This is a genomic window from Siphonobacter aquaeclarae (assembly GCF_900103285.1).
Classification (GTDB): Bacteria; Bacteroidota; Bacteroidia; order Cytophagales; family Spirosomataceae; genus Siphonobacter; species Siphonobacter aquaeclarae.
This window is the reverse complement of record NZ_FNGS01000002.1, coordinates 387324-401603: the sequence shown is the minus strand read 5'-3', so window position 1 is coordinate 401603 and position 14280 is coordinate 387324. Positions and strand designations below refer to the sequence as shown.

The window sequence follows — 14280 nt, the reverse complement described above, 5'->3', positions numbered from 1 at the left end:
TTACCAGCGGGCCTTCCGGCGTGCGTGTGAAAAGAGCCAGGAAAGGAAATCCGGCTCGGCAAAGGCATTGTCCCAGCTATTGTGGTTGACACCGGGGTATTCTTTGTATGTGACGTCATTGCCAAGCTTTTGGAGCGCGTCGACCATCTTCCGGGACTGGTCCACGCCAACTACCTGATCGGCATCTCCATGAAAGACGCGGAACGACGTTTTGACCTTTTCATACCGTTGCGTATCCCCGCCGCCGCAGATCGGCACCGCTGCGGCAAATAGTTTCGGATGCCGGTATACGGCTTCGAACGTACCCATACCGCCCATCGAAAGTCCGACAATGTAGATGCGTTTTTTGTCGACACCTTCGTCCTTCATCAGGGATCTGACAACCTCCATCGCGGATACCAGCGGCCAATTCGGTTCCCGCGAGTAGTCGAAATCGAGCCTGATCGGCGACGTGCTCCGGTCAATCTTCACCGAAGCCCAGTAGCTTTCCGGCGGGCACTGCGGAAAGACCACAATAGCTGGAAAGGCCGACCGGTTTTTCAGGAACAGGGAGCTGCCGTGCGTCAGTTGCTTTTCGTTGTCGGTACCCCGCTCGCCGGCGCCATGCAGAAACAATACCAGCGGGTACTTGCGGTGCGGATCATAGTTTTCCGGGAAAAGAATGCGGTAGGGAAGCTTTTTTCCATCGGAGTGAATGTACTCTTTTTTCTGGAAATCATTTTGTTGTGCGCTGATTGTCAACGCAAACAGCAAACAGGCAGAGAGGAGGAGGTAGCGCATAGGGCAATCTTACTCGTTTTTGAGGAGGGCTTTGTTTTGTCGTTCGAATACCTTGAACAGCACAATGAAATAGGCAATAAGCAGCGGCCCGATGACGAGGCCGAGAATACCGAACAGCGGCACGCCGAGTACAACGCCCGCCAGCGTAATCAGCGGATGTACGTCGCCCATACGCTTGGCCAGCACGATGCGCAGGACGTTGTCAATGTTCATAATGACAATCACTCCTACCAGCAGGATACCTACTCCGCGACCGGTATCTCCCTGGGAAATGACGATCAGACCGGCCGGTCCCCATACCAGCGGAGTACCCAGTACCGGAATGAAACCCATGAAAAAGGCCACCGTTCCCCAGAAAGCCGAATCGGGTACGCCGAAAATCCAGAGCGTCAGCCCGGTGAGTACTCCCTGCACGAGGGAAATCAACCCCTGGCCGAGAATATTGGCGTTTACCATGTTTTTGAGGCTCTCGCCGAGCTCGGTGGTGGTTTTCGGATCGAAGGGAATGTAGCGCTTCACGCCGGCGAGGAACCGCTCCTCCTCTGCAAACATGTAGTACAGCGTGAAGAACAGCAGGCCCAGGATGATGAAAATATCCACGGCTCCGGATATCAGCGATGGAAACTGCTGGCTGGCCCAGGATGCCCCCTGCTGAATGAGCGAACGGACGTTGTCTTCCTGCGTGAGGGAAAACCCGCTCCAGTCTTCCATCCGTTTGACCAGCCGGAGTATCTCGTCGTAATTGTTGCTGTAATACCGGACACGGTCGATCAGCAGCAGACTCAACACCAGAAACGGAATGATAATCACGAGGATAGCAAAGAGCAGCAACCCCGACGATACCCACGTCCGGTTGTACTTTTTTTCATGTACGAGGTGCTTGAACCAGGGCCTGAAAATCACAAACAGAATTCCCGCTCCCAGAAACGCCGTCGTATACTGCCTCAGCCCGGCGAGAATAAAGCCGGCAATAGCCACCAGGCTCATGATGAGCAAATAACGCTGCTGTTTTTCGGTGTAGATCGAAGCCATAAATACATACCTGTGTGAGGTGGGAGGTAAATTAGTAAAAAAGGTGTACCGGGAGGGTTTTCGGTTTATGGTTTTCAGTTTTCAGTCGGGTGAGCGAATATTCTTGCAAGTTTTAAGGGTAGGCGGCAGGCACAGAATCTCTCGAAAACCGAAAACCGAAAACCGAAAACCGAAAACCGAAAACCGAAAACCGAAAACCGAAAACCGAAAACTCCCTCAAAACAACCTCATCTGCATCCCCTCCTTCCTGAACTGTGTCAGATCATAAGCGGGCATCTGCCGGTCTTTGAGGAAGCGCAGGCGGGAGATGCGGTGCAGTTGCTGAATGTGCTCCGCTATCCGGCCTTCGCCTTTGATGCGCTTGCCCCAGCGGCTGTCGTTGAGTTTGCCATCGTGGCACTCGCGGATCTGGTTGAGTACCTTGTCGGCCCGGTCGGGGAATGCCTTCCGGATCCAGTTTTCGAAAATACCGGCGATGGAGCCGTTCAGGCGGACGACGGTCATCCCCGCCGCGAGCGCTCCCGCCTGCGCGGCGGATTCGATGAGCTTCGGAATCTCGTGGTCGTTGAGCCCGGGAATGATGGGGGCGGTCATGACGCCGGTCGGCACGCCCGCTGCGGTCAGTTGTTCGATGACCCGGAGGCGCTGCCTGGCCGTCACGGTACGCGGCTCCATGGCTGATCGTATGTCTTCGTTCAGGCTCGTGATGGAAATGTAGACGTGGACGAGGTTGAAGGCGGCGAGTTCCGACAGCAAGTCCTTATCGCGCAGGATCAGGGCGTTTTTCGTGATCATGCTGAGCGGATTCCGGTACTTCAGGAATACCTCCAGCAGTTTTCGGGTGATGCCGAATTTTCGTTCCGCCGGTTGGTAGCAGTCGGTATTTCCGGATACTTCGATGACGGTGGGAACCCAGCTCTTCTTCAGAAACTGTTCTTCCAGCAACTGCGGTGCGTTGGGCTTGACGATGATCTTTGTTTCGAAATCCAGTCCCGCCGAATACCCCCAGTACTCGTGCGAATTCCGGGCGTAGCAATAAATGCAGCCGTGTTCACAGCCCTGGTACGGATTGATGGACATGCCCATGCCGAGGTCGGGGCTGTCGAATTTGCTGATGATTTTTTTGGGTGTTTCGGTGAAAAACCGGGTCTGCGGAGCCGGCTGGATTTCCTCGGTTTCGTCGGGTTCGGGTTCAAAGCGCTGCTTGAGAAACGGATTGTCCGAGTTGAACTGGGCGCCTCTTCCTTTGCGGTATTCGTTCATGGCTTTTTGAATAAAAATAACAATCAAATGTATGTATTTTTTATTCAAAAATAAGAAGGGGCAGAACAGCGTTAAGGTATAAAGCAAAAAAAAGAGCCGAATGCAAATCCGGCTCCTGCGTGTATGCGTTCAGGGTTTATTTCCCGTAGTTGAACATCCATTTGATACCAAAACGGTCGGTGACCATCCCGAACTTGGCGCCCCAGAAGGTATCCTGAAGAGGCAGGGTCACTTTACCGCCCTGTGAAATGCCTTTGAAGAGGCGCTTGATTTCTTCTTCTGACCGGCAGTTGACATTGAGCGACACCATATTACCGGGAGAAGACGCCGGAGCGGTCAGGTCGTCGGCGGCCATCAGTTCCAGGGCTTCACTCTGCAGGCGGGAGTGCATGATTTTGGATTCTTTGCCTACCGGAACCTTCATCGGCGAGTTTTCATACGTCATTGAATCGAATTCACCTCCGAAGCACGCCTGGTAAAATGTCATCGCTTCCAAACAATTTCCATGGAAAGTAAGATACGCATTGATTTCAGCCATACATCAATCGATTTGAGGACAGTTTCTTCAACAAGATAGGAAAATAGAAGGAAAGAATTGGTTTAAAATTAGGGAATAAAGTAAAAAAGCCGTTCCACGCAAGCAGAACGGCTTTTATCAAAATGATCGGAAAGTAGCTTAACCTCAGGCGCTTAACTAAGAATTCCCAAACAAACTCTTCCAGATCACCCCATATACCTCCGGCGCGTCTATCGCCTGTTCGGAAAGTTTTTCATCGGTTATGAGAACCGGGTGGAAAGCCTCCGGCGCTTCGAGCGCGCCGTGGGAACCTTTGACAAGGGAGGCGTCCAGGGGAATAACGTCCATCAGATACCTGAATCCCAATAGCTTACGGGCAAGTTTGTACCCCGCACGCAGCTTGATGAAGGGATTCGCCGGATCCATAAACATCTCGACAGGATCATATCCGGGCTTCCGGTGGATGTCGACAAGATGGGCATAATCCGGCGCCTTTTTGTCATCCAGCCAATAGTAGTAGGTAAACCAGGCGTCGGTTTCGGCGAGTACGACGAGGTCGCCCGCCCGTTCATGGTCAATATGATGCTCTTTCTTTCCTGCTTCATCCAGTACCGCGCGTACACCGGGTACCTTTTCAAGCAGTTGCTTTACCTCCGGAATGCGGGCCGGGTTTTTGACGTAGACGTGAGCTACCTGGTGATCGGCGGACGCAAAAGCCTCCGAAATACCGGCGTCGAGCAATTCATACCAACGCTCGGTACGGACCGAAATCAGCCCGGCTTCCCGGAGGACGCGGTTGAGGTGTACCGGCCGGCTGACGGCATTGATCCCGTATTCAGACAACAGAATGATGTTAGCATTTTGCGCCTGATAGTACGTGATGAGTTGCTGTAATACGCCGTCTATTTCCCCCAGTTCCCTGCTGATTTTGGGAATATCCGGCCCGAATTTCTGCAGACAGTAATCCAGATGCGGCAGGTAAATCAGCGTAAGGGTGGGATTATGGAGCCGGTCTACTTCAAGGGAGGCATCGGCGATCCACTGGGTCGACTTGATATTGGCATTCGGTCCCCAGAAATTAAACAGCGGAAACTGTCCGAGCTTTTCCTGTAGCTGATCCCGCAATTCCGGCGGGTAGCTGTAGCAGTCCGGCGCCTTGACGCCGTCGGCATGGTACTGCGGGCGCGGCGTCAGGGAGTAGTCGGCAGAGGAGTACATGTTGTACCACCAGAACATCTTCGAAACGGTAAAAGAAGCATCCTTTTTCCGCGCTTCTTCCCAGATTTTCGGAGCTTTGACGAGGTGGTTGGACTGCTTCCAGAACTTGATTTCGGCGTCTTCCCGGTCGTACCAGCCGTTTCCGACAATACCGTGTTCAGAAGGCCATTTACCCGTTACATAGCAGCTTTGAGCGGTAGTAGTTACCGCCGGCAGTACAGGTCGTATGGTTTGTATGTGTCTGGTCTTAAGGTAATTACTGAGGAAGGGCGTATGCGCTCCGATGACGCTCCGGCTTAACCCGACGACGTCGATGACAACGGTTTTTTGCATGGTCGGACAGAGAATAGATCAGAGCAATTGCTCTTTCACCCAGGTCATTTCCCGGACGATGGACTCTTCGATGGGTAATTGAGATTCGGGAGGAAGCACGCCCCAGGTATAGGTTTCGACTTCGAGGTGGCGGGTAAACGGCTGTGTTTTCTGACGGTTCAGAACCCGGACGATTTCATCCCGGGTGGACTTGAGCAATCCGTACTGATCCACGAAAAGCGGTACATGGTAGTGAATCCGCCATTCGCCGGAAGGAGTACTGTTCCAGAGAGCAGCGTCGAGGTCAGGAAATTTCAGCTGCGTTGCGTCCGACTGGGCGACTACCTGGTGGAGGTATACCGGTTCGTCGAACCGTCGCAGCAGTTCTACTTTTTCCGGAACATCGTTCCCGAAATCCACCTTCAGCGCAGAGCTGATCTGGATTTTTCCAACGCCGATACCTGTTGCTTCCAGCCGGTCGAGTACCACGTCCGGATCTTCAAATTCCACCGCAAAGTGACAGACGTCGTAGCATACCTGCACGTGCGTGCGAAGGGCCTCTTCGGCTTCGGTTTCCGACAAGCCTTTTTTCTGAATCAGGTAAGGTACCCCGCGGAAAAGGAGTTCATCTTTGAACCAGTCCACAAACTCGATTGAGTTTTCGAGGATACCGTCGGGCTCGGGTTCAATATCCAGGTGAAGTACCTGCCCTGTTTTCCGGCGGATGTCGAGCAGTTCGACGACCACCTCGAGGATATGGTGCGTAGCTACTGCGACAGCCTCCTTCCGGCTGGTTTCGGTTTGCCACCAGTGACGGTAGGAGAGAGGCGATGTGGAAACCCCGCCGTCAAGCCCGTCAGGCAGCAATTGCGAAAGTACCCGGAACAGGCGGATGGTATAATCCCGGCGCTCGGGCTGAATCCAGTCCGGCGCATGGACATCCTGTTTGACGCGCGTATTGTGGAAACCTCCGTACGGGAAACCGTTGAGCGTAAAGACGTACGTATTGTTTTCGGAGAGCCAGTCCCGGAAGGCAGACAGGCCGCCGTCCCGGTGAAGGTCCTTGCTGGCGAGGCCGGCAATGCGGACGCCGAGGCCAAACGGGGCATCGGGCGAAAGCTGCTGCCGGATCAGGGGAACGCTCGTCCGGAGGGCTGAAAAATGGTCATGCCATTTTTCTCCGGGATGTATGTTGCTGCAATAGGTCAGATGACCGTGTGGCGTTTGCATAGTCAGTCGGGATTGCGGCGGAGAGGTCAGCTTCAGGCCCAGGCCAGGTGGCTGGAGCGCAGGCGGTTGACCGACTGCCGGATCAGCGTATCGTCCATTTCATGCACTTCTACTCCTTTGCCGACGGCGTCGAGCAGGGTAATAGTCAGGCGTCCGCCCAGGTGCTCCTGAAACTCGCGGAGCCCGTTGAGGAGGTGGGCGCAGTCGTCTTCGCCCAACGCCGGATGAAACAGGTCAAAACCCAGTTTCAGCAGCACTTTGATCACCCGTTGGGCGTCGTCTCCGGTCAGGCGTCCCGACAGTTCGGAGTAGTACGTATCCAACGCGATGCCGATCGCCACTGCTTCACCGTGACGGATCCTGAAATCCGTCAGGTATTCGAGTTTATGTGCCGCCCAGTGTCCGAAATCCAGCGGCCTGGCCGAACCGCTTTCAAAGGGATCTCCTCCTCCGATGTGATCGATGTGGAGTGCCGCACAGCGGTGAATCAGGTAATGCATCGGTGCTTCTTCGCGACGGGCCAGCGCTTCTGCATTGGCTTCGATCCACTCAAAAAAGACCTTGTCCTTGATGAGGGCCACTTTTATTGCTTCGGAAATGCCTGAGCGCCAGTCGCGGTCGTCGAGCGTTGCGAGAAAAGCGAAGTCGTTGAAAACGGCTACAGGCGGTGCAAAAGTGCCGAGGAAGTTCTTTTTCCCCCGGAAATTAATGCCGTTTTTAACGCCGACGCCGGAGTCATTCTGGGACAGGACGGTTGTCGGAATGCGGATATGCTTCACACCCCGGTGAGAGACGGCCGCCGCATAGCCGACAAGGTCGAGTACGGCGCCGCCGCCAATAGCCGCCACAAACGAGTGCCGGTCGATTCCGAACTGGTCCACCGCATCCACGATGGCGTCAAACAGTGCCGGATCGTTTTTGGCCGCTTCGCCGCCGGGCAAAACCACCCACTCCGGAATGTACTCCATCGGAAGGGAGCGGAAGTACTCGGCTGCCTGCAGGGGCAGTTCCGGATACGCGGTCAGTACGCCTGCGTCAACGCAGAACAAAATCTTTCTCCGAAAATCGCCTCCGGGAAAAGTCTCGAAGAACAAACGTAACTGAGGGTTACTCGGGTCGAAAAGATGCGTAGTGAAAAGTACCGGGTATGAAAAAGAGACGGTAAACCGTTGTTGAATCGTTTCCATGGACACACAATCAAAATAGCAGAGAAAAGCGCCGGAGGCGGTTCTCTCTCAGGTAACGGCAAACCATTTTGCCAACTGAAAAGACAAAGGTAACAGAACGAGCGTCGCCAGCGCCAGCGGCCACGCACCGAAAGCCAGACACCACGCCGCATTCATGATTATCAGCGACAAAACGCCTGATTTCACGGCTTTTCCAATGTTAGGTCCGATGGGGTTCCGGTAAGCGGCCGCCAGCGGACGAAAAACCATAAAAGCATGCAGGGCCACAGCCGGCAGCGCTTCGATCAGAAATCCCTGCTGCTGCGCGACAGCCAACTGAGCCAGCTCCACAATCGCGAACAAAATACCCGCCCACAGCATGGTCCGGGCCCGGCCGCCGTGTACTTCGCCCCGGCTGATCATCGTAACCGCGGCGATAAACAGAATCGGCAGAAAGCCGAGGAAATACCAGTGCGGTAACTGCTCCGGTATCAGGCTGATACCCAGCAGCAGGTTCAATCCGCGGCAAAGACCCATATTCAGCGGGCCGAGCACGGAATGATGCTTCGCAAAACGATCATAGCTCAGGGTCAGCACGGCAATGGAAGCGGCCAGAATCGCGGAAGTAGTGCCGCAGGTACTGGCAGCAATGATGCCGAGAATATGTAAAGCCGTACCCTGGAAAATAGCGGCCTCGACCGATACTTCCCCGCTCGGGATCGGCCGCTCGGGCCGCTCCACGGCGTCCAGACCGGCGTCGAACACGTCATTGAAAACCACTCCCCCGCCATAAAGACCGACCGTAGAGATACTCAGGGCCAGCAGGCGGTGCCAGTCGAACGACGGAGGTATCGCTCCGGCGATGGCTGCACCCGCCCAGACATCCGCGACGGCCGTCACAATATTGGCCGGGCGCATCAGTTGAAAATACGCTTTGATACCCAACGGTTTGCTATCCTTTGTTTGAAGACTTGTCTTTCCGGAAAAGGAAGAAGGAAATTCCCGGCAATTTAATCAACCAGGTTGACAAACGGACAGGATGCCGGCTGAAAGATCACGCCGGCATCCTGTTGTCATTTATCGGATGAAGATGGAATCCTTGTCGATACGGGGTTGCTGGCCGCCGCGGAGGATGGTATTCCCGTTGAATTTCAGGCTTTGATCGATGTTTTTCACCGCTTCGAAATCGCTTTCGGTGATCTGTCCGCTTTGGGCAAAGGCGTCCAGCGCGTTTTGGTAGGTCACGAGACGGATGGCTTCGTCCGAAATACCCTTCATTTTCATCAGGGCAGCGGTTTTGGGGACGGCCAGGGGGTCGGAAATACCCCAGTCGGCCGCCGAGTTGACCATAATCCGCTCCGGGCCGTATTCACGAACTACCTCGACCATGCGCTCATTGCCCATCTTGGTAAACGGGTAAATCGTGAACGCCGCCCAGAATCCCTGATCGAGCACACTGTGTACCGTCTCCTCGTTGTTGTGGTCGATGATGACCATACCCGGATCAAGGCCGTGTTCCAGCGCGATGGCCATGCTCCGTTCGGTACCCTGCTTTTTGTCGCGGTGCGGGGTATGAACCTGCACCGGAAGGCCGGCTTCTTTTGCCAGTTCAAGCTGGGCGCGGTAGTATTTCTCTTCGGCGGGTGTCTGGTCGTCAAAGCCAATTTCACCTACGCCGACTACTCCCTCTTTGTACACATATAGTGGAAGAATTTCCATTACCTGCTCGGCGAGGGCTTCATTATTGGCCTCCCGGGAGTTCAACCCGATGGTGCAGTAGTGTTTAATGCCGAACTGGGAAGAGCGGAAACGCTCCCAGCCGACGAGGCTCGCGAAGTAGTCCTTGAACGTCGCTACGCCGGTTCTCGGCTGCCCCAGCCAGAAAGCGGGTTCGATCAGCGCAACAATACCGGCATCGGCCATGGCCTGGTAGTCGTCTGTCGTCCGTGACGTCATATGGACGTGCGGATCGAAGAATACCATTCCCCGGATAGTCTCCCGGTAATCGTTCCATACCAGGTTGCTATGGGTGATTTCTTCTTTATTTTCCTCGAAATGAGAAGGATTTTGATGTAAGCACATAGTGGTTTAGCGGTTATTCGTCGACCGAACTCCAATCGAGTCCGTCGGCAGTTGCATAGGTACTTCCCAACACGCGCGCCGGTTCAAACGGCGTATCGCGGCAGATCAGCGCGGCTGCCCGGCGGTCTTCCGGACGGCCCGACCGGAACAGACGTTCCAGATCCGGTAAAAAGTTTTCTCCGATAAACGGCCCGACAACCTCCCAGGCTCTCGGCGGCACGTGCCGGCCGGCAGCCCAGCGCTCGTGCGCAAAATCAACCAGGATACGGCAAAGCGCCGCATTGGAGCGTTCTGCCAGACCGATTATGCGTCCGAGAGGTTTGTCGTTGAAAATCGTTTTCATGACCAACTGGTTCCAGGCCGGCTCCGAAAACTGCTCGGAAGGGTAGGGGTTGTCGAGCGCCAGCGCGTCGAAGACGACGCCCATGTTGGAACGGACGGCTTCTGTCGCCCGGAAAATCCAGGCATCCGGAAAAGGCAGTACCGGCAACGAAGCGTATAGCGTCACCAGTTCGTTCATTTCCGCCGTATCGAAGAGCGTTTCAATCGATCGGAGAAAAGCCTCCCGGTCATCCAGCGGCAATCCGAGCAGCAGCCATAGACGTGCCAGCCGGTCTGCCGGCCAGCTTTTTACGGTAAAACCCGGGCGAAGGGCCTCAATATCAGCAAAAAGCGGGTCATCCGCAGGTGGGACGGTCTTGCCTGTAAAGCGCGGCGCCGCCACAAAAGCAGTCAGTACGGGGCGGTTTCCCCGAAGCCAGTTCCATCCGCTTTCCGGAAGGTGCCGTTCCAGAAGCGTTTCCAGGTGCCGGCGAAGCAGCAGCAGCGATTCGTTGGTCATGTACATCCACAAAAAAAGGCCGGGCGACCTGCACCCGACCTGGTCATACCGACAAAAATACCAAAGGCGTTTCAGTTTTGCCTTGATATTAGTCACTCATGCGGCTGACGGCGTCTACTTCGCCCGCAACAGCCAGAGGCTCAGGTTTTTCGCCGCCTTGAAATTTTCGTATTCCATCGGAAGGCGCTTGCCGTTCAGGTATTCGTTGTAGATCCAGGGATCGCCCAGGGCGAATACACGGCCTTTACCGACCTCCGCGACAGCCATGACGATGTCGCTGCCGGAGGTCAGAACCGGGCGGACTGAGGGCTGTACCTGGAGAGAAACCAATTCTTTGACAAAAATCTTTTTCACATCCCGGAAGATGGAATGGTAGCCGTCGAACGTCAGTTTACCCTGTTCATACACGTTATTTTTGACCATGTTGAGGTTTTTGTCGGTAAACTGGATACCGAATTTCCCGGCGAGGATATTGAATTTCTTCAGTTCGGCATTCTCCGTATCATTGCCGAGGATGACGAGCGTACCGCCCGCTTTTACCCAGTTATAAATGACTTTGGCATACTCTTCCGTCATATAATTCGGCTTCTCGGTTTCTTTCGGCGTATCCGGGTCGACGATGATATAGACATTAAGGCCTTTCAGGGCAGCTTCGGTCGGGGCTGTTTCCACCGATACGGTTTTCGCGCCGTAATCCCGGAAAATGGAACCCCAGAGGGAATAGCCTGAATCCTTGTAGTCTTCCCAGGTATAATGATACCGGAAGCGATTGCCCTCTTTGTCTTTACCGTATTCGTTGTTGAAGAAGTAATCAAGGCCGACAGTCTTGCCTTTTCCGGCCGGCTGCTCGGCGGCAATTTCCATTTCAATACTCGCGAGGATGAATGGACCGATTCCTTTCAGGTCGTCCTTTTTGATCGGCTCACTGAGATAGTACTCGTAGCTGCCGTCGCGGTAGGGATTCCCACCCAGGCCGCCAACGCTGACGGTTTTGTTCAGGTGAAGGAGGCCTTTGGCGTCGGTTTCGACAAATTCTTTCAAAATACCCTGATAGCCTTTTTTGGCTGCCGCCAGGAACGACGGATCCAGGATACCCTGACGAACACCCTTGGCCAGACCATATACCATCATGCACGAAGCCGAGGCTTCGACATAGTTACCGGGCGCACCTCCCTTGTCGAAAACCTGCCACCAGCAGCCGGTAGCCGGATCCTGGTACTTCACGACGACGGGCATGAGGCGTTTGAAAATCGTCTCCAGCTCCTTCCGCTTCGGGTGACTTTGGGGAAAGTAGTCGAGCACGTCGGCAATAGCCATCACATACCAGCCGATGGCCCGGCCCCAGAAATTGGGAGAAGTACCGCGTTTCGGGTCGGCCCATTTCATTTCCCGGCTCTCGTCCCAGGCATGATAAAGCAGACCTGTTTTGGGATCGCGGGCGTTTTTTTCCATCCAGATAAACTGGTTGGCGATGTCGTCAAAATTCTTCTCTTCGTGGAAATACGCGGAATATTCAGCATAGAACGGCTCGCCCATATAAAGACCGTCGAGCCACATCTGATTGGGATAGCGTTTTTTGTGCCAGAAGCCGCCTTCTTTGGTGCGGGGCTGGGTTTCGATCTGGTGGCGGACAAAACGCGCGGCTTTCAGGTACTTTTCCTGGCCGGTCTGCCGGTAAAGCATCAGCAGGAGGCGCCCGGTCGGAATATTATCAATGTTGTAGTCTTCGAGTTTATAGGTCCGGATATTGCCTTCCGCATCGAGGAAGGAGTCCATGTTTTTCTGGATGTAGCGGAAGTACCTGCCGTCGCCTGTCCGCTCCCATTCCCGGTTGAGGGCAAACAGGACCAGACCTTGTTCGTAGTCCCAGTGAGCCGGTTTTTGTTCTTTTACCGTGATGGAATCCGTATGCTGGGCAATAAACGAATCCGACATCAGGGAGGACCAGGACTGGGCAAATCCGGCCGGACTCCACAAGAGACCCAGGGCAATCAGAAGCGTAAAACGAAGACGCATGTCAGAGTTTCGAAAGATAAGTCAGAGGAAAGAAGTTCAAGGAGGCGGATCTCCCTTAAAAACAACTCGTAAAACCAGTGACTTTTAAACAAGTACGGTTCGAAACGGCGAATATACGTCGCTTGTAGATTGTATTGGAATCTGCACAGAAAAAATATATTTATTCCGTTCTGGGCCCGTTTACAGCGACGCCCACTGCATCAGCAAACCGGTAAGGTAGCCGCAGTACGTCCCGATCGCATATCCCAGAATGGCCAGCAGCACACCAACCGGAGCAAGGGAAGGATGGAACGCCGCCGCCACTACGGGCGCGGAGGCAGGCCCGCCGATAGCGGCTTGTGAACCAACTGCCGTGAAGAAAAACGGCGCCCTGAGCCATTTTGCAGCCACCAGCGTAAAAAGCCCGTGGATAGTGATCCAGATCAGGCCCACGGCAAAGAGGCCGGGGTTGTCGGCAATCGCCAGCAGGTTCATTTTCAGCCCGATCGTTGCGATGAGCAGGTACAGGAATACACTGCCCGTGCGGGAAGCGCCGACATGCTCCAGCTCCCGTAACCGGGTGAAGGAGAGGATAATACCTGCGAGTGTCGCGAGGGAAATAATCCAGAACACTTTCGACGTCAGGCTGAATTTCTCCAGCGCCGGGAATTGCTGCAGGTAGGGGACGAGGTTGTCCGCAATCAGGTGCGCCGCGCCGGTAATGCCAAAGCCGATCGCCAGGATCATGAGCTGATCCCGCAGCGTCGGAATCCGCTCGTTTTTCGCCTTGTAGGTTTCGAGGCTTACCTGTACGTCGCGGATGGCGGAGGCGTCGGCTTTGAAGAGCTTGTCGAGCTGCGCGGCCTTGCCGGCGCCGTAAATCATCAGAGCCATCCAGAGCTCGCCGACGATGATATCCACGGCAACAGACTGGGAAAAGAGCTTTTCGGACGGCCTGAAAATCTCTTTCAGTGCAGCCTGGTTGGCGCCGCCGCCGGTCCAGCTCCCGGCGATGGTGGCGAGTCCGCGCCATACTTCGTCCTGCCCGGTACCTCCGACCGTCGCCGGCGAAAACTGCTTGACAATAAACACGGCGATCGGGCCGCCTACTACAACACCCGTGATACCGGCGAGGAAAATCAATACCGTCCTGACACCCAGTTTGCGCAGGGTTTTGATGTCCATGGAGAGGGTAAAGAGTACAAGAGTAGCCGGCAACAAGTATTGGGAAACGACTTTGTAGATCGCGGAATTATCCCCCGTCACATCGTCGGCGAATAAACCGGCGGTCGTCATCAGTCCCGGAATAAAATAGCAGAGGAGTACCGGAGGAATGAGGTTGAAAAACTTCTTCAGGGACGGGAAAGACGAAACATAAAAGACAGTTCCGAGGACGGCACAAAGAATGCCAAGGACAACGGCGTAGTTTGAAATCATGAAGTAAGCGGAATAGATGCGTAGGAGCTTTGAGCCGTAGGCTGTAAGCTATAAGCGATTGGCCAGTGAGGTGTCGCCGGTCAAAAAACAAATATAAACGTATCTGCATCCCCGACCCTGCTTGGCATTCAACAAACTGAGAAAGGCAGTAAGTATTAAACGTATCGGGTGGGGTACTATATCGGCTGTAACCGCTCCATGTCCACAGCCTTCAGCTTAACGCTTACAGCCTGTAGCTTATAGCAGCTAAGCCAAAAAAAAACACGCAAACCTCAGCAAGGTCGCGTGTCAGAATTACACTTCATCAACAAACTAAAAACCAAATAAAACTACTGCCATTTCTTGCCAATACCAAACAACAGGGTAAAAAAAATCCGTCGGACAATTGAATCCGGTAACGGAAAACC

At 54.3% G+C, this 14280-nt stretch carries 12 protein-coding genes; all 12 read right to left on the bottom strand.

Annotated elements, in window-relative coordinates:
• The 12 genes from BLR09_RS05185 to BLR09_RS05130 all read right to left on the bottom strand — a co-directional run bounded on the left by BLR09_RS05185 (position 1) and on the right by BLR09_RS05130 (position 13873).
• Positions 1–780: a carboxylesterase family protein gene (locus tag BLR09_RS05185; protein WP_093198688.1), complete on the bottom strand. Its 780-nt coding sequence runs from the start codon at positions 778–780 to the stop codon at positions 1–3.
• A 9-nt stretch (positions 781–789) separates the two neighbouring features.
• Positions 790–1812, bottom strand: coding sequence for an AI-2E family transporter (locus BLR09_RS05180; protein ID WP_093198686.1), 1023 nt, complete (start codon positions 1810–1812; stop codon positions 790–792).
• A gap of 216 nt (positions 1813–2028) precedes the next feature.
• Positions 2029–3075, bottom strand: coding sequence for a PA0069 family radical SAM protein (locus BLR09_RS05175; RefSeq protein WP_093199658.1), 1047 nt, complete (start codon positions 3073–3075; stop codon positions 2029–2031).
• 136 nt (positions 3076–3211) lie between these two features.
• Positions 3212–3613, bottom strand: a complete 402-nt coding sequence (locus tag BLR09_RS05170) for a VOC family protein (protein WP_093198683.1) — start codon at positions 3611–3613, stop codon at positions 3212–3214.
• A gap of 156 nt (positions 3614–3769) precedes the next feature.
• The gene (locus BLR09_RS05165) at positions 3770–5143 is read right to left on the bottom strand and encodes an alkaline phosphatase family protein (protein WP_093198679.1); all 1374 of its coding nucleotides are present in this window, start codon (positions 5141–5143) and stop codon (positions 3770–3772) included.
• An 18-nt stretch (positions 5144–5161) separates the two neighbouring features.
• A complete protein-coding gene (eboE, locus tag BLR09_RS05160) occupies positions 5162–6352 on the bottom strand; it encodes a metabolite traffic protein EboE (RefSeq protein ID WP_093198676.1) in 1191 nt (396 codons plus the stop codon).
• Between the two features lie 32 nt (positions 6353–6384).
• Complete coding sequence (locus BLR09_RS05155) at positions 6385–7539, bottom strand: 3-dehydroquinate synthase (protein WP_093198673.1); 1155 nt, start codon at positions 7537–7539, stop codon at positions 6385–6387.
• Between the two features lie 48 nt (positions 7540–7587).
• On the bottom strand, positions 7588–8463 hold the full coding sequence (gene eboC, locus BLR09_RS05150) for a UbiA-like protein EboC (protein ID WP_262507470.1): 876 nt from the start codon (positions 8461–8463) through the stop codon (positions 7588–7590).
• A 132-nt stretch (positions 8464–8595) separates the two neighbouring features.
• On the bottom strand, positions 8596–9501 hold the full coding sequence (locus BLR09_RS05145) for a TatD family hydrolase (RefSeq protein ID WP_394331399.1): 906 nt from the start codon (positions 9499–9501) through the stop codon (positions 8596–8598).
• Positions 9502–9613: 112 nt separating this feature from the next.
• Complete coding sequence (locus tag BLR09_RS05140) at positions 9614–10441, bottom strand: EboA domain-containing protein (RefSeq protein ID WP_143011026.1); 828 nt, start codon at positions 10439–10441, stop codon at positions 9614–9616.
• A 114-nt stretch (positions 10442–10555) separates the two neighbouring features.
• Positions 10556–12457, bottom strand: a complete 1902-nt coding sequence (locus tag BLR09_RS05135) for a glycoside hydrolase family 88 protein (protein WP_093198662.1) — start codon at positions 12455–12457, stop codon at positions 10556–10558.
• Positions 12458–12637: 180 nt separating this feature from the next.
• Entirely contained in the window at positions 12638–13873 is a 1236-nt protein-coding gene (locus BLR09_RS05130; protein ID WP_093198660.1) for a DUF819 family protein, read from the bottom strand.
• Positions 13874–14280 lie beyond the last annotated feature (407 nt).